Origin of the sequence: Moraxella lacunata, assembly GCF_900453205.1 — a bacterium.
Lineage (GTDB): Bacteria > Pseudomonadota > Gammaproteobacteria > Pseudomonadales > Moraxellaceae > Moraxella > Moraxella lacunata_B.
Genome location: NZ_UGQU01000003.1, coordinates 220,884 through 245,149, shown reverse-complemented (window position 1 = coordinate 245,149; position 24,266 = coordinate 220,884). Strand labels below are relative to the sequence as shown.

The window sequence follows — 24,266 nt, the reverse complement described above, 5'->3', positions numbered from 1 at the left end:
AAGGCAGGTAATCCTGCCTTTTAACCAATCCCAAGCTCCCCAAGCACCCTCTCCATCTCCCCATACACTCCCTCCGACAACACCGCCTGCACAGGCAATACCCATACATTATCAAAAATCGCATGGGGCGTGCGTGTGGCAAGTTCACGCAATTTAACCGCATCTTTACTGGTTGTGATGATTGGCAAATCGGTCAAATCCGCCAAATCATCAAGGGTAAAATCATGATGATCGCCAAAAGCACGCTCCACCACGTCAAAACCAAGCTCATTTAACGTTTTAAAAAAGCGAGTAGGATAGCCAATACCGCTTAGGGCATAGACCTTTTGGGGTGGTAAAGTTTTATCATTTACCGATTTGTCATTTCCCAAAAGTGGCATGGGATTGTTTGGGGCTAAGTGCATTAAAAGGGCATTATCATCATACTGCTCGGCTCGTGCGTCATGATAGATGACCGTTGCCCCATCTAGGCGGTCTATCGGCTCACGCAAAAACCCTTGTGGAAAGAGTTTGCCATTACCAAACCCACGCACACCGTCCACCACTATCCATTCTACATCTCGGTGTAGGGCGTAGTGTTGCAGTCCATCATCACTGATAATGAGTTGTAGATTTGGGTAATTTTCAAGCAAAATCTCAATCGTCCCACCACGATTTGCCCCCACCGCCATAGGTACATTTGTATTTTGGACGATAAGGCACGGCTCATCGCCCACGTCTTTGGGAGTGCTATCGACACGAACCATTGCAGGGCTACTGTCCGCCCGTCCATAGCCCCGACTTATCACGCCCACATTCACACCTTTATCTTGCAAATACTTGACAAGAGCGATGATAAGCGGAGTTTTTCCACTACCGCCCACCGTGATATTGCCAATTATCATCACAGGAATGGGGGCATGGTATTTGGCAAGTTTATCGTTATCATACAAGGACTTACGCACACGACCCACCACGCCATACAGAGCGGACAACGGGGCAAGCGTGGCAAGCATGGGGGAGTTTTCCTGCCATGCCTTTGTGATGAGAAGTTCTAAGTTTTTCATGCCTTGCCCTGTTCGCTTTGCTCATCAAAGGTTCGTTCGTACATGGTGCGATACATACCGCCTTTGGCAAACAGCTCGTCATGCGTGCCCATTTCCACGATTTGCCCTTTATCCATGACGATGATACGGTCGGCGTTTTGTATGGTGGATAAGCGATGAGCGATGACAAGCGTAGTACGTCCTTGCATGACGGTCTCTAACGCCTTTTGGATATAGTATTCACTTTCGTTATCAAGGGCAGATGTGGCTTCGTCCAATATCAAAATCGGTGCGTCTTTTAATAACGCCCGTGCGATGGAGAGTCGTTGGCGTTGTCCGCCTGACAGCTGCAAACCGTCCGACCCGATAAAACTATCATAACCATCTGGCAAATCCATAATAAAATCATGAGCATAAGCGGATTTGCTCGCTTGTATGATGTCATCATGGGATTTGGCGGATAATGCCCCATAAGCGATGTTATGAGCGACCGTATCCAAAAATAGCGTAACTTGCTGATTGACCATGGCAATCTGCTCACGCAAAGACGATAATTTAATGTCATCAATGGGCGTGCCGTCTATCAATATCTGTCCCGACGTCGGCGTGAGTGAACGAGTAAGCAAGTTCACCAGCGTGGTCTTGCCCGAGCCTGACCGTCCCACCACCGCTACTGTCTCGCCTGCTTTGATGTCAAGGTTAAAGCCCTTTATCGCTTGCACACCGCCATCATAGGTCAAGCTGACATCATCAAAACGGATATTACCATGAATAGTAGGGGTTAGCGTGCCTGTATCACGCTCCTCAGGCGTGTCTAACAGTTTAAACACAGACGCACCCCCCGCCAAGCCCCGTTGCAGTTTTTGATTGACATCGGTCAATGCCTTAACAGGACGGGCAAGCAGTCCTGCGGCGATAAGAAAGGAGGTAAACTGCCCTGCCGTCATACCGCCAAGCACTTCAGGACGTAGCGACAACCACACCACAAAACACATCCCCATCGCCATGAGCAGCTGAATGAGTGGCGAATTAATGGCGGCAAGCACCGTGATTTTCATGCCCTTTTGCAGGTTATCCAGACTTGCTTTGTTAAATCTATCAGCTTCATACGCCTGTCCGCCGTAGTTTTTGACGACTTGATAGCCTGCCACTGCCTCATTGGTGATATGGCTTACCGCACTCATGGACTCTTGGATGCCTGTCGATAGTGCGGCGAATTTTTTAGAGACCTTTTTGATAATCCAAAAAATCGGTGGCACGACTATCATCAAAACAAGCGTCAGTCGCCAGTTGCTATAAAACAGATAACCAAACAACGCAATGACCGTCAAACCTTCTTTTAGTAGCGTGGTAATCGCCTCGTTACTGCCTGCGGTAACTTGCTCCACATCAAAGATGAGCTTGGATGAAATCGTGCCAGCAGGGTTTTTTAGATAAAAATCAGACGGCAAACGTAACAGCTTTTCAAACACCGCCACACGCAAATGATAGACAAGATTACGAGAGATATACGCCGAATAATATCCCCCCAAAAACGCCCCAACCCCCCGAAAGAAAAACAGAGCGATTACCAAAAACGGAAACCAAAATTTGCCTTTTTCATCATTGTTGTTAATGGCATCAATAATAAACTCAAAGAGCTTGGCACTGGCAACCTCAGAGCCTGCACTTAGCACCATACCAATCGCCATAAAAATCGCCGCCCACCAGTAAGGTTTTAGGTAGGACATCAGACGCAAAAAGACCGCCAATTTATCATTGGGGTCAAAGTTGGTTTGGGGGGTAGGTTTTGACATGATTTTTAAAAGAAAAGTTTTGTGGCATTTTAACACAAAATGCCACATCGCACCGCATAAATCTTGCGATTACTTACTACTGCTTTGTGGTGCTGGCACAACAGTGCTGATGTTTAGGTTTAAAAAGCCCATTTTACCTGCCACATCCATGACACGCACCACCGCTTGGTGTGATGCTTCGGCATCGGCTGCGATGACAAACAGTTGTTTGCGGTCACTGCCCGCTTCTTTTTGGAGCATGTTAATGAGCTCAGCTTCGGTGCTAGACCCTAAGGCAAGCCCATTAACCAAATAAGTACCGTCTTTTTGTACCGCCACTTCTATCTGTTTGCCTTCATTGGTCACTGCCACGCCTTCGGCTTCGGGCAGGACGATGTTAATGCGACTAAAATGATTAAAGGTCGTCGCCATCAGCAAAAATACAATCAAAAACAGCAAGCAATCAATCATGGGGGTCAGATTGATTTCCAAAGGCTCAACGGTCGGTTTACGAAATCTCATGGCGATACTCGACTATGACTGCTCTTGGTTTTGATTTTGGGAATGGGCGACAGGCTCGCTGGCTAGGATTGGCTCTTTTTGCGAACCATCTTTCGGTATTGTTAAATAAAGATAGATTTTAAGGTTTTCCGTTCGGACTGAGCTTGTCGAAGTCTAGGAAAACCGTTATGGTTCGACAAGCTCACCACGAACGGCTTTCTAGAAAAGTATACTCAATTAACAATACCCATCTTTCATCAGCCCATAATCATACATCTCTTGAATGAGTAGCCCCGCTTCGCTTTCAAATTTGGCATTAATATCCACAATACGCCTTTGGAAATAACGGTACGCCATCAGAGCAGGAATGGCGACAAACATACCGCCTGCGGTAGTAATCAAAGCCTGAGAGACACCCCCTGCGAGCATGGCAGGGTCTTGCATGGAGCCATCTGTTACCGCCAAAAATGAGATGATGATACCCAGTACTGTCCCTAACAGACCTAAAAGCGGTGCAATCGCCCCAATCGTACCGAGCATGTTAATGTTCTTCTCTAAGGTATGAATCTGTACGCTGGCACGGTTTTGCATGTGCATGGTCATACTGTCCAGTCCATACTGGCGATACAAGAGCCCCGTTGCCAAAATGTCACCCAATGGCGACTCTTCTTTAATGGCAAGCAGAGTGTTTTTATTGATATCACCCTTGGTGCGCAACTGACCAATCAGCTGTTCTCTAAGTCCACTCGGGGCAAGCAAACCCATGCGTAACACTTTGCCACGCTCGATGATAATGACCAGTGCCACAATAGAACACACGATGATTGGCAACATCAGCCAACCGCCTGCTTTGACAAGCTCCCACATAATTTACACCGTTACACAATTATTAGTTAAACATCAAGACTTTGCCACGCCAAGCTGTGCCATCAGCCCACTTAGCTCATCATGACTATGAAAAAATATCTCCACACTACCCTTGCCATCTTTGCCTTGTTTTAGCTTAACCGTCGCCCCCAATGCGTCCGAGAGCTTCTGGTTTAGGGCGATGACTTCACGACTATTGACTAAGACTGCCTTTGGCTCGGGGTGCAAGATAGATTTGACCAGTTTTTCTGCTTCACGCACCGTCATGTCCGCATGAATGATTTTTTTGGCGATGATGGGCTGTTGGTCTTTGGACAAAGACAGCAAAGTGCGAGCATGACCCATGTCAAGTAAGTTATCCATCATAAACGCCTTGACTTCATCATGCAAGGCGTTAAGGCGTAGCAGGTTGGATACGGTCGTGCGTGCCTTACCCACGACATCGGCAATCATCGCATGACTCATACCAAACTCGGTATGAAACCGCTCCAACGCCGCCGCCTGCTCCAACACCGTCAAGTCTTCACGTTGAATGTTCTCAATGAGTGCCAAGGCAATCGCCACTTCATCAGACAGCACACGCTCGATGGCAGGAATGGTGGTAAGCCCTGCCAGTTTGGCAGCTCGCCAACGTCGCTCACCTGCGATAATCTCATGGGTAATGCCATCCGCCTTACTCTCGCCCTCCAACAAAGGACGGATAACGATGGGTTGCATGACCCCGTGCTGACGTACTGACTCGGCAAGCTCCCGCAAGGCTTCTTCTTTAATGTCTCGTCTGGGCTGATATTTACCTGATTGCAATCTGGCAGGGTCGATTTGAATGAGCGTGACCTGTTCACCATCTTGGGTGGGCTCAGACTGGGTAGTCTTGGCAGATTTACTGGCTACTTGGGCGGTGCTTTTGTCGGCATTGGCTTTTGTGCCAGTTTTTTTGGGGCTGGCTGACTTGGGGGTAGGGGCAGATTCCGCTGTCGGCATGATGGCTTCTGCGGTCAAATCTCTTTCTCGTTTAATGTTGCCCATCAAGGCTTCTAAGCCACGTTTCGTGCCAAGCCCACGCTTTTTTGTCATACCCATTTACACCAGTGTTACAGAAAATAGCAGGGTATTTTACCACAAATAACATCTTATGTTAAATGCTAAGTGCTAAGTGTGCTTTTTGTCGTAAAAATACCCAAAGTTGTCTTTGGGTAAGGGGTAAATTCAAAATTAATGCGACTCATAAATATAAGACTCATCGCTCGCTTCGGGCATGATGAGCCACATGATAAGATAAAACAAAATCCCACCAAACAACGTCACCGTTGCTGTCAGTGGAATAGACAGTACAAACAGCCATCGTAGCACCGCAGGCGACCACCCCATGTATTCGGCAATACCGCCAAACACGCCTGCTATCATGCGATGATGTTTTGAACGGTGTAAGCGGATAAGTTTGGGTTTGGCAGTATGGGTCATGAATTGTTTTTTACCTTTTAAAATGAAATAAATTTGAAATGGGTATAAAAATAATAACGTCTTTTTTGGTAAATACAATGCCCTTTTGCAAAACTTTACATTTACAAAACACTGTTCAATTAAGATATTTTTTAATCAGACGTGTAGGGGTAATTTATTCGCCCAAAAATCAATATCTTACCCCACTCTCAACTTTCCCTTGAAATAAAAAAAGACATAGCCCAATCCAAGTTTCACCACAAAACAAAGGGAGTAAGTTATGTCTTATGATGATTTTATCATTAGTGTCTATCTTATGGTAGATGCTTTTTATAAAAATATTGTAACTAAGCCTATCAGAACCAAAGGCTATCCTCCTGCCTTATCCGATGCCGAAGTCATCACTATGGAACTTGTTGGTGAGTGTTTGGGTTTTGATACAGACAAAGGTATTTGGGCTTATTTTACCAATCATTACACTCACTACTTTCCCAAATTAGGCTCATACCCTAATTTTGCCAAACATTGTGCCAATTTGCTTTGGGTAAAAGATAAGATGATGAATGCAATCAGCATACACAGCCAGAATGAATACAACCCTTATCTGATTGACAGTTTTCCCTTGCCTGTGTGTCGTTATGGTAGAGCAAGACGAAACAAAAGCTTTAAATCCGTGGCAAGTTTTGGGTTTTGTGCAAGTCAACATGAGCATTATTTTGGCTTTAAAGGTCATCTACTGACCAGTGTACAAGGTCAAGTGATTGGCTTTGGTTTAACACCTGCCAACATTGATGATAGACAAATGGTATTTGAACTAACAGACATCCTACAAAACCAATCAAAGCAACACATCTGTCAGTTATTTGGCGACAAAGGGTATTTATCCAAAGATCTGCAAAGCGAACTTGCCAAAGCTGACATTGACTTACAAACACCGCTTAGGGACAATATGACCGATGACAGGGATAAAGGGTTTTTAAGCCATCTTAAAAAAAGCAGAAAAACCATAGAGACCGTCATCTCGCAACTGTCACAAAGATTTAACATTCAACAAACAAAAGCAAGAGATTTATGGCATCTGTCTAACCGACTTACTAGAAAGCTACTTGCCCACAGTTTTTGCATAGAGATTAACAAACAACTTGGCAACCCACCGCTTAAGTTTGAGATGATTTTTAGTTGAGAGTGGGGTATATCTTATCACAGGGTAAATGTGATTTGCCCTTACAAACCCATTCAAAGATTGGTTTTTTAACAATGCCCAATTATAAAAATAAAAGAGCGGAAAAAACCACTCTTTTATCATGTATTGTAAATATGACAAATTTACACCGCTTGAATCGCTGTCAAAGCAATGGTATAAACAATATCATCCACCAAACAGCCACGAGACAAGTCATTAACAGGCTTGTTAAGACCTTGTAGCATAGGGCCCACACTAATCACGCCTGCGGTACGTTGCACGGCTTTATAAGTGGTGTTACCTGTGTTCAAATCAGGGAAAATAAACACGTTGGCTTCGCCTGCCACGGCTGAATTTGGGGCTTTTTGCTTACCCACGCTTGGTACAGACGCTGCGTCAAACTGCAAGGGGCCGTCCACTTTTAGCTCAGGAGCTTTTTCACGGACGATTTCCAATGCACCTTTGACCGTATCCACGTCAGGGCCTGAACCTGAGTTCATGGTAGAGTAGCTAATCAAGGCAACTTTGGGGTCAATGCCAAAGGCTTTGGCAGACTCAGCCGATTGAATGGCAATCTCAGCAAGTTGCTCGGCAGTAGGGTTTGGGTTTACCGCACAGTCGCCATAGACGACCACTTGCTCGGGCAGTAGCATAAAGAACACGCTAGATACTAGACTGTACTGTGGGGCAGTTTTGATAAGCTGGAACGCTGGGCGAATGGTATCTGCGGTGGTGTGTACCGCACCTGATACCAAGCCGTCCACGTCACCCACTTGTAGCATCATCGTGCCAAGATAGACGGTGTCTTGTAGGGCTTCTCTTGCTCCTGCTTCATCTAGCTTACCCTTACGGCGTTCTACCATGGGGGCAACGTATTTTTCAATAATGGTGGACGGCTCAATGATTTCAATATCATCAGGCAAGGTAACGCCACGCTCGTCCGCCACCGCACGGATTTTGGCAGGGTCGCCCAAAAGCACGCACTGAGCAATGCCACGGCTTTGGCAAATCGCTGCCGCTTCAATGGTGCGTGGCTCATCGCCTTCGGGCAGAACGATACGTTTTTTGGCGTTTTGGGCAAGGCGAACCACTTGGTTACGAAACGCATAGGGCGATAATTTTTGGGTACGCTCGGACGTTTTGTAGCTTTCAAAAGCACCACCGTCAATCTCAGATAAATGACCGCCTTTGTCGGTGCGTGCCACGACTTGCACTTTGCCCGACAGTTCGGCTGTGCCAATCACGCCCCAAATACGCTCGCCTTTGAGACCGCCAAACACAGACGCAAATACAGGCAGACGCACGTCATTATCGCCCACCAAAATCACGTCCGCATCAAAACCTGTTCCCAACTCACGGTTCACACGGTTGGCATAAGGACGGCTTTCATCGGCAAGCACACCCACCACCACGCTGACAGGGGCAGATTGTTTGGCGATGACGGTTTCTAGCAGGTCATCAAGGTTGTTGTCGCTAATGGCACTCACCAACTCATCATGGCTTGGGATGGCGACAATCTCACCACCGACTAAGTTTGCGACATTTTGAGCCAACGTTTCCATGTTGATTTGGCTGGTGGTGGGGATAAGCAGTAGTGTTTTCATAAGTTACCTTTTTATCAGTTTTAGTAAGATTTTTAAATTTGCCATTGTCAATCACAATACCTTTAAATGGATTTGTAGGGGCAAATTACATCTGCCCTTTGTAACGCATAAATACTTGGGCGTGGTATTTGCCCTATAACATCCAATTTTAAAATGTATTTTGATTTAACAATGCCTTTTAATTTAATTAAAAAATCACAGGTTTTTTTAAGAAAAGCCAGACGTTTGCCTGACTTTTCTTTTTATTACAACCCTAATACCGCACGAGACTCGCTGGCGATTTGGAATTCTTCATCCGTTGGGATAACCCACAATTCTGCTGATGAGCCGTCCGCATGGAAACTGCCCTCCGCCCCACGGAACAACTCGGCATTTTTGGCGGTGTCAATTTTTAGACCCAAATGTTTCATATAACCAACAATCTTAGCACGCATATCCGCACCGTTTTCGCCCACGCCACCTGTAAAGGCAAAACCTGTCAAAACAGGCAAACCTGCAGTCAAACCAAGCAAGTACTTGGCGGTACGATAGGCAAACATTTCTAGGGCAAGCGTGGCGTCAGCATTGCCCTCTTTGTCGGCTTGTTCTAGGTTACGCATGTCGTTAGATACACCCGACACGCCCAAAAGACCGCTCTTTTTGTTAAGCAAAGTATCAATCTCTTGGATAGACAGACCCAAAGTACGGTGCAAATGCAAGTGAATGCTTGGGTCGATGTCGCCTGAGCGAGTACCCATCATCAAACCTTCAAGTGGTGTGATACCCATAGACGTGTCTAGGCTTTTGCCATTATAAACTGCGGTGGCTGAACAGCCGTTACCTAAGTGAGCAATTACCCAACCATGCTCGCCTGTTTGCTCGGTCAGCTCGCTGGCACGGTTTGACACATAGGCGTGTGATGAACCGTGAAAACCATAACGGCGGATTTGGTGTTCGGTGTACAGCTCTTTTGGCACAGCATAGCGGTAAGCGTGGGCAGGCATGGTTTGGTGGAATGCCGTATCAAAAATCGCCACTTGGGGCAGGTCAGGATAAATAGCGTTAATCGCCTTGATACCAGCAGCGTTGGCAGGGTTATGAAGTGGGGCAAGGCTTGCCAGCTCTTCAATGGTTGCCAGTACTTCTGGGGTGATGACGGTTGCCGATTTGAATTTATCGCCACCGTGTACCACACGATGACCCACCGCCACAGGCTTATGCTCAGCGATAAGCTCGCCTAGAATGATTTGCAAGGCTTCGGTATGAGCCCCCGAATTTGGGATATTGATTTCTACTTTTGAGCCATCTAGGTTTTTGTGCTTGATACGGGCGTCAGTATTGCCCAACGCTTCGGCAAGACCTTCAATGCGAGTGTTGCCGTCTTCGCTGATAAGGGCGTATTTGATAGATGATGAGCCACAGTTTAGCACTAGGGTGGGATTGGTTAGAGACATAAGCTTTCCTTATTGGAATGAAAAAGATACGGCGATGATTATAACACACAAAATAGGCTTTGACAAAAGCCTGATTTAACCAAAATACCACACATTCACACATTGCAAAATGGTCAGCTTTGGTTTAGAGTAAGATACGTTTTTATCACATTTATCACACGTCATGACCGCATACAGTGAATTTACCGCCTTTATCCTAGACCAATTAGCCCCACTTGCCCCCATCACGGTTAAGCAAATGTTCGGGGCGAAGTGCCTTTTTAAAAACGGTAAAATGTTTGGCATTATCAGCAATGACACGCTTTACCTAAAAGCCGATGATGACAACCGTCAAGCCTTTATTGATAAAAACTGTGAGAAATTTACCTATTGGACAAGCCGAGCAGGCGTTAAAAAACAAGTCGCATTGGGCTATTATCAGCTTCCTGAATTTGCCTTGGATGATACTGATGAGCTGTGCCGTTGGGCAGGGTTGGGGATAGGGGCAAGCCAAAAAAATCAAATGCCACGTCCTAATCATCAAAAATGACTTATGTTTGGTATTTTATTTAAAAATAATACTTGACTTATTTCACAAAAAAAGTTAGGAAAATTGGCAAAAATATGGCATAATAGGCACTAATTTTGGGTTATCTGTGAACGACTGTCATACCCAAAACAACATATTCCCTTGCAAAGCGAACTTGCATTTACAATCACCAAACTCGGAGTTTTTATGTCAAAACCGACCATTGTTTATACCTATACCGATGAAGCCCCTGCCCTTGCCACGCACTCTTTACTGCCGATTATCCAAGCCTTTACCAAAAGCTCAGGCATTGACATCACCACCAGCGACATCTCTTTGGCAAGCCGTGTCCTATCTCAATTCCCAGAATACCTAAAACCTGAACAACAACGTGAAGACAGCCTAGCCAAATTGGGCGAACTCGTCACCAAGCCTGACGCCAACGTCATCAAACTGCCTAACATCTCAGCGTCCATGCCACAGCTTTTGGCGACCATCAAAGAGCTACAAGATGACGGCTATGCGGTGCCTGACTATCCTGCCGAACCCCAAGACAACAAAGAACGTGATATCCAAGCTCGTTATGACCGTGTCAAAGGCTCAGCGGTAAACCCCGTTCTGCGTGAAGGTAACTCTGACCGCCGCGCCCCCAAAGCGGTGAAAAACTTCGCCAAAAAATTCCCCCATTCTATGGGCGAGTGGTCAAAAGGCAGCAAAACGCACGTCTCCACCATGAGCGATAACGACTTTTTCCACAACGAAAAAGCCATCACCCTAGATAAAGCCACCACCGTTCACATCGTCTTTACTGACAAAGACGGCAACAGCAAAGAGTTGCGTAAACCCCTACCGCTACTTGCTGGCGAGATTTTGGACGCCACCGTGCTAAACAAAAAAGCATTGGTCAAGTTCCTAGACGAGCAAGTCGCTGACGCCAAAGAAAAAGGCGTGCTATATAGCCTGCACATGAAAGCCACGATGATGAAAGTGTCTGACCCCATCATCTTTGGTCATGCGGTCAAATCATTCTTTAAACCTGTCTTTGACAAATACGGCAAAGAGCTAGAAAATGCTGGCGCGAATGTCAATAACGGTTTTGGTGATTTGCTTGCCAAGCTTGACAATCTTGACCCTGCGGTCAAAGCCGATGTTGAGAAACTCATCGATGAGACCTACGCCAACAACCCTGATGTGGCAATGGTTGACTCTGACAAGGGTATCACCAACCTACACGTTCCAAGTGACATTATCATTGATGCTTCTATCCCTGCGATGGTGCGTAGTTCTGGCAAGATGTGGAACAAAAATGGTGAACTTCAAGACACCAAAATCATCATTCCTGACAGCACTTATGCTCCCCTATATGAAGCTGTGGTTGAGTTCTGTAAAGAACATGGTGCCTTTGACCCAACCACGATGGGTACTGTACCAAACGTAGGTCTGATGGCTCAAAAAGCCGAAGAATACGGCTCGCATGATAAGACTTTTGAGATTGAAGCAGACGGTAAAGTTGAAGTCAAAGACCAAGACGGCAATGTCCTACTGTCTCATGACGTTGAAGCAGGTGACATTTGGCGTGCTTGCCAAACCAAAGACGCCCCCGTCAAGGACTGGGTTGCTTTGGCGGTCAATCGTGCCAGACTGTCTAACACGCCTGCGGTATTCTGGCTCAACGAAAAACGTGCTCACAGTGCCGAGGTCATCAAAAAAGTCAATGCCTACCTTGCCGAGCTTGACACCGACGGTCTAGACATTCGCATTTTACCACTTGCCGCCGCTGCCAACTTCACCCTAGAACGCCTAGTGGCTGGCAAAGACACCATCAGCGTAACCGGCAACGTCATGCGTGACTACCTAACCGACCTATTCCCCATCATGGAGCTGGGTACATCTGCCAAAATGCTCTCTATCGTGCCACTCATGAATGGTGGCGGTATGTTTGAGACTGGGGCGGGCGGCAGCGCACCAAAACATGTTCAGCAGTTTAACAAAGAAAACTACCTGCGTTGGGACTCACTTGGCGAGTTCTTGGCATTGGCGGTATCACTTGAACACCTAGCCCAAAAAACAAACAACCAAAAAGCCCAAATTCTAGCCGATGCCCTAGACAAGGCAACCGAAGAGCTACTGATGAACGACAAGTCGCCACAGCGTAAACTCGGCTCTATCGACAACCGTGGTAGCCACTTCTACCTAGCCAAATACTGGGCAGAAGCCTTGTCTGAACAAACGGACGACAAAGCCCTAGCCGACGAGTTCGCTCCCATTGCCAAAGCATTGAACGAACAAGAAGAGACAATCGTGAGCGAGCTAAATGGCGTACAAGGCGAGGCCGTTGAGACCGAAGGCTACTATTTTGCCAACCGTGATTTGCTTGACAAAGCCATGCGTCCAAGCGCTACCTTTAACGACATCATCGCCAAATTAGGCTAATAAGCCAATCAAAGCATGATGTTAAAGATGATAAAAATGCCGTCCTAGGATGGCATTTTTATTTGTTGCAAATTGTAATGATGGTTGCACCCCTGTACAAATTTGATATACTGACCATCATTTAACTTATTACCACTTATCATCATTTACCATTATTTATCATGAATCACACCACTGTCATCATTATTATTACTGTCGCTGTCAGCCTTATGGCATGGCAAAACAAAACGTTTCTTGGTAGGCTCATCTTCGACCCCATCTCCATCACTCGCCATAAGCAATACGACCGTTTTTTGACCAGTGGCTTTGTACATGGAGACGGCATGCACCTGCTGTTTAACATGATTACGCTATACTTTTTTGGGCGAACCATGGAGCGGTTTTATATTCATGAGCTAGGAGCGTTAGGCTTTGTGGGCTTTTATACCCTTGCCATCATCGCTTCTAGCATTCCTGACTACATCCGCCACAAAAACAACCCACGCTTTGCCAGTCTTGGGGCGTCAGGCGGTGTGTCGGCGGTGTTATTTGCCTTTATTCTGCTAGCACCATGGCAGACCATTTATCTGTTTTTTATCCCCATTCCTGCGATTATTTTTGCCATTGGCTACATCAGTTATAGCATTTGGGCGGACAGACGTGGCACAGGACGAATTAACCATCTTGCTCACCTATCGGGGGCGGCATTTGGCGTGATTGCCACCATCATCATCAAGCCTGCCATTGCGATACATTTTATCAACGCTTTGTTAAACCCTGCTTTTTTAAGGTGATTTAAAAAGCACCCATTACAAAACAGTCTTGTCAAAATCCATCAAATTCACTACAATAACCTGATTTCAACCAAGGGTTGCACCATGTTAAATATGCAAGAAGCCGTCAAAAAAGCCAAATTCTACGCCAAAGAGCTGTATGCTGATGAAGACATCAAAGATTTAAGTCTAGAAGAGATTGATTTTGACGACCAACATGATAACTGGAAAGTTACTTTGGGTTATAATACCGAACGCCACAAAATTGAGAGTAATGCCAGATATCGCACCAATCTTGCCATGGACTATTTTGCCAATCTCAATGCCGAAAAAGGCGAGCGACTAGAAATGATTCGAGAATACAAAATCTTTGAAATAAACGCCCATGATGGCAAACTTATCAAAATGATGATAAGACCACTTTAAAGTCATCATGCACTTTTATGCCAATTCCGCCCATGTGGCGTTATTAGACACCAACTTATTGACCGTCTTATTGGTTGGTCAATTGGGTGTGGGCTCTATTGAGAAAAACAAAAAGACACGTCAATATACGAGCGATGATTTTATTTTATTAAACGACCTACTCAGCCAATTTAAAGATATTATTACCACGCCCCATATTTTGGCTGAAACAGTTAATTTAATTGATTGGGTGCAAGGCGAACACAGGCAGATTTTGTTTGCTTATTTGGCGGATTTTATTAGCCAAAAACAAGAAATATATTTATCCGCCAAAGACATCATAAAAAGCCCTGCTTTTATTCATTTAGGCTTAACCGATGGTGCGATTTTTGAGCTAGCAAAGGATACCCACACAGTTTTGATTACCGCAGATTTGCCTTTATATGCTTTTGGAGTGAATCACGGCATCAAAACCATAAATTTCAATCACATTCGAGACCGTCATTTTCAATAAAAAAAACAGACAACTTTTCATTGTCTGTTTTTTGTTTAAAGGCTTTAAAGACTAAGTAAAAACTTAGAAAAACCCCATTGCCTTTGGCGAATAGCTGACCAATAGGTTCTTGGTTTGCTGATAATGCTCTAACATCATCTTGTGGTTTTCACGCCCAATCCCTGATTTTTTGTAGCCGCCAAAGGCAGCGTGGGCAGGATAGATGTGATAGCAGTTTGTCCACACACGCCCTGCCTGTATCGCACGCCCTGCACGGTAGGCAGTCGTTCCAGAGCGAGACCACACGCCTGCACCCAAGCCGTACATGGTGTCATTGGCGATTTGCATGGCTTCATCAAAATCCTTAAAGGTTGTAACCGTCAAGACAGGACCAAAGATTTCATCACGGAACACCTGCATTCCATTGGTGCCTTTAAAGACAGTCGGCTCAATATAAAATCCGCCGTCTTCGTTCTCTTTACGCTCACCGCCACCTGTCAAAAGCTCCGCCCCTTCTTTTTGACCGATGTCGATGTATTTTAGGATTTTGTCCTGCTGTTCTTGACTTGCCTGAGCCCCAATCATCGTCTCGGTATCAAGCGGATGTCCTGTTTTGATGTTTTTAACCCGTTCAATGGCACGCTTGATAAACTCATCAGCGATACTCTCATGCACCAACGCACGAGACGGACAAGTACACACTTCGCCTTGGTTTAGGGCGAACATGGCAAAGCCTTCTAGGGCTTTGTCCAAAAACTCATCATCTTTGTCCATGACATCAGCAAAGAATATGTTAGGCGACTTACCACCTAGCTCCAAGGTAACAGGGATGATGTTTTCGGTTGCGTATTGCATGATGTATTGACCGACTTCGGTCGAGCCTGTAAAGGCGATTTTGCTAATGCGTGGGTTCGTGGCAAGCGGTTTACCCACCTTTAAGCCGTCCCCATTGACGATGTTTAGCACGCCTTTTGGCAAGATGTCTTCGATAAGCTCGGTCAGCACAAGGATACTCACAGGCGTTTGCTCGGCAGGTTTTAGCACGATACAGTTGCCTGCTGCCAGTGCAGGGGCGATTTTCCATGCGGCCATAAGAATGGGGAAATTCCAAGGGATGATTTGCCCAACCACACCCAACGGTTCATGAAAATGATAAGCCACCGTGTCACGATCAATCTCGCTGATACCGCCTTCTTGGGCTCTAATGCACCCTGCAAAATAGCGAAAATGGTCAATGGCAAGGGGAATGTCCGCCGCCAACGTCTCACGCACAGGCTTGCCGTTCTCCCACGTCTCGGCAACGGCAAGCGTCTCCAAGTTCTCTTCTAGGCGGTCGGCGATTTTTAGTAAGATATTGCTTCGCTCCATGGGGGATGTCTTACCCCAAGCGTCTTTTGCTTTGTGGGCAGCGTCTAGGGCAAGCTCGATGTCTTCGCTCGTTGAGTCTGGCACTTTGGCAAAGGCTTTGCCGTCCACAGGCGAGATGTCGTCAAAATACTCGCCTTTGACGGGGGCAACCCATTCGCCACCGATGAAGTTTTCATATTGGGATTTGAAGTTGACTTTTGAGCCGTCTGTATTGGGATTGGCATAACGCATACAATTTCCTTATAAACATGGTAAACGAAAAGCAAGGTGTATTAACCTGCAACTTGCACCTATCGGCTTGCCAATTTACCCAAGTACAAATTACCTAAGTACAAACCCACCCAAGCTGTTGGCATTGCCGATATGTACAGTTGTAAATTATCTTAAAATTGACCAAATTGCAAGGGTGAAATGTTGTTTGATTGTAAAAATGATTTTGTTAAATTTCTAAATTTCAGTATTGACAGAAATTATAAAAATATCTAAAATAATCATAAATTCTAACAAGGCAAAACACCATGAAACTCTCCCCCACCACCGAAAAATTTGTCCTGCATTGGGGCGAAATGGGCAGTAAATGGGGCGTAAACCGCACGGTCGCCCAAATTCATGCCCTATTATTCATCACAGCAAAGCCCATGAACGCTGAACAAATCGTAGATACGCTCGGGGTCGCTCGCTCCAATGTCTCCAACAGCATTAAGGAACTACAAAGCCTAAATCTTGTGCAGACCACGCACATATTAGGTGACAGACGAGACTATTTTACCACTAACACTGATGTATGGGCTCTGGCTCGGGTTATCGTAGAAGAACGCTACAAAAGAGAGCTTGCCCCTACCGTGCAGTTTTTAGATGAACTCATGAATACGCCTGAATTTGAACTGGAAAATGAAGGGGTCAAACAACGCATTAAGGACACGCACGGCTTTGTGGATACGCTCACCACTTGGGCAAATGAAATGCTAAAACTCTCCACAAATACGCTCAATAAAATCCTAAAACTTGGAGCAACGGTGCAGAAGTTTTTGAAATAAAAAATAAACGAGCAATAAAATGACAACCAAAAAAGAAATCCTAGCTTATGCCAAACAACATGGCTTTATTTATCCAAAAATAAAAGTGATTTTTGGGTTTGGGCTATGTGGCGGTATGATTGGCGGTATTATGTTTTGTTGCATTGGTTTTATGATAGAAACTACCTATGAACAAATAATAAACCACATAAGTCATAAAGGCATAATAAGTTTATTCTTAAAGTTACCATTTTATATACTTGGATTTGCTTTTCTTGGTGCTTGGGCGGGTGGCATTCCTGCTTTTTTGACAGGTATTTATTTATCATTTAAAAATTTTATCTTTATTGATAAAAAAGATTATATCAAAATATTTGCCATTGGTTTTTTAATAACGGCAATTTTTGCTTTACTTATGGTGGTTTTTAGCAATCAACAACCGAATATGCAAATTACAATTTGGGATTTGTTTATTATACCTTTTCCATTGGCTATTATTGGCGGAATATCAGCGATGATTTGTGGTAAATTATTTTTGCCAAAATTACCCAATAATTTTTAACTTTTTTGCATTATTATTTCTGTTTTAACAGAAATTTCAAAAGGAAATATCATGAAATTCGCCATGTTCTATGACAGCAGTTGCACCCTATGCCGTAGCGAAGCAATGTCTTTATGGCATCTGAGTGGTGGCGATATTATCATCATCAGCGTATCGGACGGTCAAAACGAGCTTGCCCAAGCAGGTATCAGCTACCAAGAAGCCATGACTCATCTGTGCGTCAAAGACGAATGGGGAGCTTGGTACAAAGGCATGGAAGCGGTGCGAATATTGTACAAAACGGCAAATATACGACTATTTGGCGTGGGGGCGTTTTGGTTATTTAATCTGCCTGTGATTTATGCCTTATTAAATATCGCCTATCCGTATTTTGCCAAACGCCGTCATTTAATCCCTGCCTATTTGGTAAAATGGTGGTATGGGGCGGTTTATGATATAAAATTAAATGAACTCAATGGCTTATGCGATACTGGCAACTGTTATATTTATCCAAAACCTTAACGCCCAACGGCATTAGGGGCATCTCGTGCTAGGCTTTTATCCAATTCTATTTTTAGCCAGAGATTGGGTAATGGGTTATCACAAACACGGGCATTATAAGTTTGTCGTTGGCTCAATAGACGTTTCATTTTTTGGCGTTTGCGTTTTAGAACGGACGGTTTTTCATAACAGCCCAAACGTTTTTTTATACCAACGCCTTGCTTTATTATAATAGACCTTTTGATGAAAGGCGGTTAAGGCATTATCAAGAGTCTCAAAATCTTGGGGGTAAATGGTTGTCAAAGTAGGTATCTTAGACTTATGTTTGTCTTTTAGAAAGGTTTATCATAGCAGGTTTTTATAACATTAACAATCATCATCTATTAAAAATAAAGGCATTTTATGAAAATACCCAATTATATCTATCACGCCCTTGCCTTATTATGGCTATATAGCGGTATCGTTCCCATAGTTTTTAATCATTCATCATCGCTTGATTTATTACACAGCATGAGATTTTATGGCGTGATTGGTAATGTGTTATTTATCGGAGCCAGTAGCATTGATGTGTTATTTGCCCTACTTATCATGACCAAATACCGCACGCATTATCTGCTTTGGCTTGCCCAAATCATTATCATCATTGGCTATAATACATTGATTTTAACGCTTTTGCCAAAATCATTACTGATAGAACAATTGTTACACCCCTTAGGCAGTATGATAAAAACCCTGCCCATTTTGGCAATCGTGATATTTTTATATGAGTATCACAAACCCAAAATAAGTTAGGGCGTGCCTGCTATTTTTTATTAAATTGTTTCTGTTTTTACAGAAATTATGGTAAACCAAGGAAAAACCATGAGCGACTTTACCCTATATCAACTCATCAAAACCTTGCATATCTTATCCGCCATGATAATTTTAGGCACAGGCTTTGGCACGGCGTTTTATCTGTTCGTAACCAATCGCAGTGGCTGTGTCCCTGCCCAATCGGTCGTCAGCCATTGGGTGTGTCGGGCGGATTTTTGGTTTACCACCCCTGCGGTGTTTTTTCAGTTTTTCTCGGGACTGTGGCTCATGAACGCCCTAAACATGCCATTTTCTGCCACTTGGATTTGGGCAAGTCTTTTGCTGTTTTTCTTTACGGGGGCGTGCTGGCTTCCTGTGGTCGTGTGGCAACTAAAAATGCGAGACATCGCCAAACAGTCGCACGACAATGGCGACACCGCCCTACCCCAATCCTATTGGGACTATGCCAGAAAATGGGAATTGGCAGGCTATCCTGCATTCTTGGCGGTATTGGGGATTGTGTTTTTAATGGTATTTAAGCCGATGTAGGAGTTATCATGAATCAAGTAAATTATCCCACAAACAAAATCCTATACACCTATGCTGTCTTAGGTGGTTTGGTGGGTGGCGTGTTAATTGGCATGGTGGGCATGGTGGGCGAGCTAGACGGCATTAACGATATTTTGGATTTTATTGGTTCGGTATTATTTATCGGTATTATTGGGATGTTTGTGGGATTTATTCCTGCAACTGCCACAGGGTGTTTGATTGCTAAATTCAAATTTTATAAAAAACCCAGTCATTTTGTCATCATCAGTTTAATAGGGTTTTTTACATCTTTTATATTCACATTAGCATTTTTATTTTTTAGAGATAACTTATCATTAGAAAGTGTTAATGATGATTTAACGATAATGAGTGTTATGGGATTATTAGGGGCTTTATCAGCCATAATTATTGGGTGGTTTGTCCTGCCAAAATCTGTGATAGAGTATAAGGAGAGTTTATGAATATTTTAATCACTGGCGGTAGTGGTTTTTTGGGGCGACAATTAACCCCAGCATTATTAAACTTAGGTCATCATGTGATTTGGGTAAGTCAAAATCCTGATAAAATCACGCCTTTAAATAATATCAAAGTGATTGATTACAATACCCTAAAAAATTTATCAACACCCATTGATGTCATCATCAATTTGGCAGGGGCAGGCATTGCTGATAAACGGTGGAGCGATAAACAAAAAAGACGGCTTTTTGATAGCAGAACGAACCCCACTTTGGCGATATTAGACTTTATCAAAAACAATCCCATATCATTATTGATAAGTGGGTCGGCGATTGGTTATTACGGCGTGTCGGATAATACGATTTTTGATGAAAATTCATCGCCCATTTGTCAAGATTTTGCCAGCGAGCTTTGTCAAACTTGGGAAAATCTTGCCCTATCCGCCACTGATATTTGCCCCACAAAAGTCGCCATCATTCGCACAGGCGTGGTGCTAGACCCTAATGGTGGCATGATGACTCGTCTGCTACCTGCCTTTAAAATGGGGCTTGGCGGACAGCTTGGCAATGGCAAACAGGTATTAAGTTTTATTAGCGTGTCTGATTGGGTGCGTGCCGTGCTGTTTATCATTGCCAAAAATAAAAGCGATGATTTACCCATTCGCCAATTTTATAATCTAACAAGCCCCAATCCAATAACCAATGCCGACTTTACCAAAGCGATTGGGCAATTATTAAATAAACCCACGTTATTTCATTTGCCGTCTTGGTTTTTGACATTATTGCTTGGTGAAATGGCAACGTTATTGATAGACGGACAAAAAGTTTTGCCCAATCAATTACTGTCTATGGGATTTGAGTTTCAAGACAAAAGTATTTATTTTTTGGAGGATAAATTATGATTAAAATGTATTACGATGACACTTGCCCCATTTGTCGTACCGAAGCCTATCATATCAAAAGCGATGATATTCACATCACCCCCATAAAATACGGCTTGGCAGAATTACAAAAGCATGGCATTGATGAATTAACCGCCATGACTTATTTATGCGTATTAGATGATAATAATGTCATGCACAAAGGCATAAAAGCGGTGCGACTTTTGCACCAAACTGCCGACACCAAATTTAACAAATTACTTCATTTGCCAATCATCAAGCCATTAAGTGCCATTATCTATCCTTTATTTGCCAAATACCGCTACAAAATCCCAAAATGGCTTATTATCAAACTGTTTGGTAATATACAGAAATCAATGAATGCGATAATGGTATTTGTCAATTATCACCAAAAGAGCGATTAAATCAACATAAAAAACCATGAACATTTTATTATTCGGTCATACAGGATTTATTGGCAAAAAGATTGATAATTTATTAAGTAAAAATCCCTTATATCACATAAAAACCCTATCATCAAAAACGCTTGATTTTAATTATCCAACCCTACCGCCCGATTTATTTGATGATATTGATGTGGTGATTAACGCTGTTGGCGTGATGAGTGATGATACCGCCTTTATGGAAAATATTCATCATCATACGCCTGTTTACCTTGCCACTATCGCCAAACAAAATGGCGTAAAGCATTGGCTAAATCTCTCAGCACTCGGAGCGGACGAGCATTCGCCCATTGCTTTTGTGGGCAGTAAAGGGCGTGGCGATAAGGCGTTATTGGCATTGGCAGATGATGATTTTAGGGTAACTGTCATTCGTCCGTCTTTGGTGTTTGGGCAAGGTGGAGTAAGTACCGAGCTGTTTTTGAGACTTGCCAAATTACCGATTTGGGTTTTGCCTAATGGCGGTCATTTTATCATACAGCCTATTCATGTTGATGATGTGGCGTTGGGGTTTTTACATCTTTTATCTTTTCAAACATCTTTACAAAAAAGTGATGTTGTTAATATGGCAAGCTCGCCCATTTTATTAACAGATTATTTAAAAATACTGGCAACTAATTTTTATCAAAAACAGCCTGTTTTTATTATCAATATCCCTGTATATTTTGCTAAATTATTTTTAAAAATGATTTATCCAATATATAAAAATCCGTTGTTTTCTATGGATAATTTAACATTATTACAAAACAGTCAAGTGGTTGATGAAAATGATTTTATAAAATTATTAGGCAAAAATACAAACAGTTATCAGGATTTTATTTTTTAATTTTAAAAATAATCCATGACAATCCCAAAATAAAAGTAGATACCAACAATCCCGATATAAACATCAGCATAAAACCTTTAAAATAAGGCGTATAATAAAACCCTGTTATCATCGTTAAAATTTTTATCGCCAATAAAGCCACCACAAATTCTGTAAGAATGCTAAATTGTAATAAAATCCTACCCATAACCATATCATGCAATATCAGACTAAATGTTGGATAATGTGCTAAGGCATATTTATCTATCATCACATAAATAGGCACAAATACCAATACGCCCAATATCAAACTTAATGTCTCTAGCCAATTACTAAAATAACCCCCAAAAGCACCCAAAAATAAAAACCCAACGATTGCATTGGAGCATACCAGACCTGTCCATTTTAACCAAATATTATTCATCTTTTAGCCCCATTATTTTTTAAATAATCACGAATCGTTATTGTCGCCATAATCACCGCCGTCAATATCGCCACCACAACGGATAATACCCCACCTGTTACCACCGTTAAGAAAAACGCTCCAAAAAACCCGATGTCTGCTGGGCGTGTCCTTTCATTAAAACCCATAATACCGCCAACCAATTCATACGCTATTACACCTGCAACCATATCCGCAACCATAATTAACTGCATTAACACCCGAATAATCACGCCAATCCATAAAGCTTTTCTAAATCGTTCATATTGATGATCCAACGCGTATTTATCCAAAAATACATAGATTGGCACAAATACCCAAATACCAAAAAAGATACCTATATTATACGTCCATGACTTAACCTCCAAAAAACCACCAAGAAACAACCCAAGAATAGCATTTAACCATACCAATGCCATCCATTTTGACCAAAGCTCGGTCATGTCATATTTTTGTGTCATAGTATGCCTTTTTGTGTTGATAAATTGGCATTATTATAATCACTCGCTCTTTGTATGATTGTGAAAAAATCATGGAAAAATCATGGAAAATAACAAACCCTACAAAATTTTTCATGATTTGACAAATTTTTTTCATCTATTTTTTTACATTTATCCGCCAAAATGGGGTATAATTTTCCACCAAATATCTATGCAAAATTCAGATATTCTCGCCTTACGATGTAGAGTTTTGCTCATTCTGTCAAGCCTAGATTTGCCCTTTTGTTTTTTGGCAAATAATGAAAAGCCACCAGAATGTCGTAAGTTTTTTAATCTATTTAAGTGATTTTTTATGAATTATCAATTATTTACATCAGAGTCCGTCTCCGAAGGACACCCTGATAAAATGGCAGACCAAATCTCAGATGCCATACTTGATGAGATTTTGACCCAAGACAAGGACGCTCGTGTGGCGTGCGAAACCCTAACCAAAACAGGGGCGGTCGTATTGGCAGGCGAAATCACGACCCACGCCAACATTGACGTGGAAGCCATCGTCCGCCGTACGGTCAATAAAATCGGCTATAACCATAGCGATTTGGGCTTTGACGGGTCAAGCTGTGCGGTCATCAATATGATTGGCAAACAGTCGCCCGAGATTGCCCAAGGCGTGGACAGAAGCCACCCCGAAGAGCAAGGGGCGGGCGACCAAGGGTTGATGTTTGGCTATGCGACCAATGAAACCGATGTTTTAATGCCAGCACCGATTCAATTATCCCACCGCCTAATGGAAAAACAAGCCGAACTTAGAAAAAACGGCACGCTGTCGTGGCTTCGTCCAGACGCTAAGGCACAAGTGAGCCTGCGTTATGACGAGCATGGTAAACCGTCCGCTGTGGACGCTTTGGTGCTATCCACCCAGCACGACCCAAGCATTAGTCAAGCCGACCTATATGAAGCGGTCATGGAAGAAATTATCAAAAAAGTCATTCCTGCCGACCTGCTCCACGCAGGCACAAAATACCACATCAACCCAACGGGCAAATTTGTCATCGGTGGGCCTGTGGGGGACGCAGGTCTGACTGGACGTAAAATCATTGTGGATACTTATGGCGGTATGGCACGGCACGGTGGTGGGGCGTTTTCTGGTAAAGACCCATCTAAGGTGGACAGAAGTGCCGCCTATGCAGGGCGTTATGTTGCCAAAAACTTGGTAGCCGCAGGGCTTGCCGACCGCATTGAAGTGCAGGTGTCCTATGCTATTGGTGTGGCGGAGCCGACTTCCATTTCGGTCAATACCTTTGGTACAGGTAAAGTGAGTAATGACGAAATCATTCGCCTAATCCGCACCCACTTTGACCTACGCCCCTATGGTATCACTCGCATGCTGGACTTGCTACAACCCATGTACGAAATTACAGCAAGTTATGGGCATTTTGGGCGACATGGCACGGACAATGCCTTTACTTGGGAAAAAACCGATAAAGTAGAAGCGATTAAAGCGGATACGAATTGGTGATTTACTAAGATTATGCTAAGATAAAAGCCAGTTTTTTGACTGGCTTTTGTTAATTTGGTATTATCAAGTAAAAATGA

Annotated in this window: 28 protein-coding genes; 16 read left to right on the top strand and 12 right to left on the bottom strand. The window is 43.5% G+C overall.

The annotated features are described in order from the left end of the window. Window positions 1-20: 20 nt before the first annotated feature. The 6 genes from lpxK to DX073_RS10095 all read right to left on the bottom strand — a co-directional run bounded on the left by lpxK (window position 21) and on the right by DX073_RS10095 (window position 5,629). Window positions 21-1,046 carry a tetraacyldisaccharide 4'-kinase gene (lpxK, locus tag DX073_RS10120; protein WP_115007939.1) on the bottom strand — a complete coding sequence of 342 codons (1,026 nt, stop codon included), beginning with the start codon at window positions 1,044-1,046 and terminating at the stop codon, window positions 21-23. Then, entirely contained in the window at window positions 1,043-2,821 is a 1,779-nt protein-coding gene (msbA, locus tag DX073_RS10115) for a lipid A export permease/ATP-binding protein MsbA (protein ID WP_115008334.1), read from the bottom strand. The genes lpxK and msbA overlap by 4 nt, the downstream gene beginning before the upstream one ends. 69 nt (window positions 2,822-2,890) lie before the next feature. After that, on the bottom strand, window positions 2,891-3,322 hold the full coding sequence (locus DX073_RS10110) for an ExbD/TolR family protein (RefSeq protein WP_115007938.1): 432 nt from the start codon (window positions 3,320-3,322) through the stop codon (window positions 2,891-2,893). Window positions 3,323-3,538: 216 nt separating this feature from the next. Continuing rightward, window positions 3,539-4,168, bottom strand: coding sequence for a MotA/TolQ/ExbB proton channel family protein (locus tag DX073_RS10105; protein WP_115007937.1), 630 nt, complete (start codon window positions 4,166-4,168; stop codon window positions 3,539-3,541). A 33-nt stretch (window positions 4,169-4,201) separates the two neighbouring features. Next, window positions 4,202-5,242, bottom strand: coding sequence for a ParB/RepB/Spo0J family partition protein (locus DX073_RS10100; RefSeq protein WP_115008333.1), 1,041 nt, complete (start codon window positions 5,240-5,242; stop codon window positions 4,202-4,204). A gap of 138 nt (window positions 5,243-5,380) precedes the next feature. Continuing rightward, entirely contained in the window at window positions 5,381-5,629 is a 249-nt protein-coding gene (locus DX073_RS10095) for a PspC domain-containing protein (protein WP_115008332.1), read from the bottom strand. A gap of 259 nt (window positions 5,630-5,888) precedes the next feature. Between DX073_RS10095 and DX073_RS10090 the strand changes: the two genes are divergently transcribed. Further along, the gene (locus DX073_RS10090) at window positions 5,889-6,791 is read left to right on the top strand and encodes an IS982 family transposase (protein WP_115005464.1); all 903 of its coding nucleotides are present in this window, start codon (window positions 5,889-5,891) and stop codon (window positions 6,789-6,791) included. Between the two features lie 143 nt (window positions 6,792-6,934). On the opposite strand, the gene pta is transcribed toward DX073_RS10090, so the two are convergent. After that, a complete protein-coding gene (gene pta / locus DX073_RS10085) occupies window positions 6,935-8,395 on the bottom strand; it encodes a phosphate acetyltransferase (RefSeq protein WP_115007936.1) in 1,461 nt (486 codons plus the stop codon). A gap of 245 nt (window positions 8,396-8,640) precedes the next feature. After that, a complete protein-coding gene (locus DX073_RS10080) occupies window positions 8,641-9,828 on the bottom strand; it encodes an acetate/propionate family kinase (protein ID WP_115007935.1) in 1,188 nt (395 codons plus the stop codon). A 163-nt stretch (window positions 9,829-9,991) separates the two neighbouring features. Here DX073_RS10080 and DX073_RS10075 point away from each other — a divergent pair, with 163 nt between their 5' ends. From DX073_RS10075 to DX073_RS10055, 5 genes are all read left to right on the top strand, one after another. Next, window positions 9,992-10,357 carry a TfoX/Sxy family protein gene (locus DX073_RS10075; RefSeq protein ID WP_115007934.1) on the top strand — a complete coding sequence of 122 codons (366 nt, stop codon included), beginning with the start codon at window positions 9,992-9,994 and terminating at the stop codon, window positions 10,355-10,357. 186 nt (window positions 10,358-10,543) lie between these two features. Next, window positions 10,544-12,769, top strand: coding sequence for an NADP-dependent isocitrate dehydrogenase (locus DX073_RS10070; RefSeq protein WP_115007933.1), 2,226 nt, complete (start codon window positions 10,544-10,546; stop codon window positions 12,767-12,769). A gap of 161 nt (window positions 12,770-12,930) precedes the next feature. After that, entirely contained in the window at window positions 12,931-13,542 is a 612-nt protein-coding gene (locus DX073_RS10065) for a rhomboid family intramembrane serine protease (RefSeq protein WP_115007932.1), read from the top strand. An 84-nt stretch (window positions 13,543-13,626) separates the two neighbouring features. After that, entirely contained in the window at window positions 13,627-13,947 is a 321-nt protein-coding gene (locus DX073_RS10060; RefSeq protein ID WP_115007931.1) for a hypothetical protein, read from the top strand. Window positions 13,948-13,954: 7 nt separating this feature from the next. After that, window positions 13,955-14,440, top strand: a complete 486-nt coding sequence (locus tag DX073_RS10055) for a PIN domain-containing protein (RefSeq protein WP_115007930.1) — start codon at window positions 13,955-13,957, stop codon at window positions 14,438-14,440. 63 nt (window positions 14,441-14,503) lie between these two features. Here the strand turns inward: DX073_RS10055 and exaC are convergent, their stop codons facing one another. Further along, a complete protein-coding gene (gene exaC / locus DX073_RS10050) occupies window positions 14,504-16,018 on the bottom strand; it encodes an acetaldehyde dehydrogenase ExaC (protein ID WP_115007929.1) in 1,515 nt (504 codons plus the stop codon). A 287-nt stretch (window positions 16,019-16,305) separates the two neighbouring features. On the opposite strand from exaC, the gene DX073_RS10045 reads away from it, so the two are divergent. Genes DX073_RS10045 through DX073_RS10035 form a run of 3 tightly spaced genes read left to right on the top strand, consistent with a single transcriptional unit; the run spans window position 16,306 to window position 17,866 of the window. Then, window positions 16,306-16,824 (top strand): GbsR/MarR family transcriptional regulator, encoded by a 519-nt coding sequence (locus DX073_RS10045; protein ID WP_078273360.1) that lies wholly within the window; start codon window positions 16,306-16,308, stop codon window positions 16,822-16,824. A gap of 19 nt (window positions 16,825-16,843) precedes the next feature. After that, window positions 16,844-17,365 (top strand): hypothetical protein, encoded by a 522-nt coding sequence (locus DX073_RS10040; RefSeq protein ID WP_115007928.1) that lies wholly within the window; start codon window positions 16,844-16,846, stop codon window positions 17,363-17,365. 51 nt (window positions 17,366-17,416) lie between these two features. Then, the gene (locus tag DX073_RS10035) at window positions 17,417-17,866 is read left to right on the top strand and encodes a thiol-disulfide oxidoreductase DCC family protein (protein ID WP_115007927.1); all 450 of its coding nucleotides are present in this window, start codon (window positions 17,417-17,419) and stop codon (window positions 17,864-17,866) included. Here DX073_RS10035 and DX073_RS14740 read toward each other — a convergent pair. Then, on the bottom strand, window positions 17,863-17,994 hold the full coding sequence (locus DX073_RS14740; protein ID WP_258556929.1) for a hypothetical protein: 132 nt from the start codon (window positions 17,992-17,994) through the stop codon (window positions 17,863-17,865). The two genes, DX073_RS10035 and DX073_RS14740, sit on opposite strands and share 4 nt — an antisense overlap. A gap of 253 nt (window positions 17,995-18,247) precedes the next feature. Here DX073_RS14740 and DX073_RS10025 point away from each other — a divergent pair, with 253 nt between their 5' ends. The 6 genes from DX073_RS10025 (at window position 18,248) to DX073_RS10000 (ending at window position 21,809) form a co-directional block, all read left to right on the top strand. Beyond that, window positions 18,248-18,637, top strand: a complete 390-nt coding sequence (locus tag DX073_RS10025) for a DoxX-like family protein (protein WP_115007926.1) — start codon at window positions 18,248-18,250, stop codon at window positions 18,635-18,637. A 69-nt stretch (window positions 18,638-18,706) separates the two neighbouring features. Further along, entirely contained in the window at window positions 18,707-19,186 is a 480-nt protein-coding gene (locus tag DX073_RS10020; RefSeq protein WP_115007925.1) for a DUF2269 family protein, read from the top strand. An 8-nt stretch (window positions 19,187-19,194) separates the two neighbouring features. After that, complete coding sequence (locus tag DX073_RS10015) at window positions 19,195-19,647, top strand: hypothetical protein (RefSeq protein ID WP_115007924.1); 453 nt, start codon at window positions 19,195-19,197, stop codon at window positions 19,645-19,647. After that, entirely contained in the window at window positions 19,644-20,543 is a 900-nt protein-coding gene (locus DX073_RS10010; RefSeq protein WP_115007923.1) for a TIGR01777 family oxidoreductase, read from the top strand. The genes DX073_RS10015 and DX073_RS10010 overlap by 4 nt, the downstream gene beginning before the upstream one ends. Then, window positions 20,540-20,947: a thiol-disulfide oxidoreductase DCC family protein gene (locus DX073_RS10005; protein ID WP_115007922.1), complete on the top strand. Its 408-nt coding sequence runs from the start codon at window positions 20,540-20,542 to the stop codon at window positions 20,945-20,947. Before DX073_RS10010 ends, DX073_RS10005 begins: the two co-directional genes overlap by 4 nt. Window positions 20,948-20,963: 16 nt before the next feature. Next, entirely contained in the window at window positions 20,964-21,809 is an 846-nt protein-coding gene (locus DX073_RS10000) for an NAD-dependent epimerase/dehydratase family protein (RefSeq protein ID WP_115007921.1), read from the top strand. Here DX073_RS10000 and DX073_RS09995 read toward each other — a convergent pair. Both DX073_RS09995 and DX073_RS09990 read right to left on the bottom strand, forming a co-directional pair. Beyond that, window positions 21,799-22,212: a hypothetical protein gene (locus DX073_RS09995; protein WP_115007920.1), complete on the bottom strand. Its 414-nt coding sequence runs from the start codon at window positions 22,210-22,212 to the stop codon at window positions 21,799-21,801. The genes DX073_RS10000 and DX073_RS09995 overlap by 11 nt on opposite strands. Continuing rightward, window positions 22,209-22,691 (bottom strand): hypothetical protein, encoded by a 483-nt coding sequence (locus DX073_RS09990; RefSeq protein ID WP_115007919.1) that lies wholly within the window; start codon window positions 22,689-22,691, stop codon window positions 22,209-22,211. The genes DX073_RS09995 and DX073_RS09990 overlap by 4 nt, the downstream gene beginning before the upstream one ends. 331 nt (window positions 22,692-23,022) lie before the next feature. On the opposite strand from DX073_RS09990, the gene metK reads away from it, so the two are divergent. Next, complete coding sequence (gene metK / locus DX073_RS09980) at window positions 23,023-24,189, top strand: methionine adenosyltransferase (protein WP_115007917.1); 1,167 nt, start codon at window positions 23,023-23,025, stop codon at window positions 24,187-24,189. Window positions 24,190-24,266: the final 77 nt, after the last annotated feature.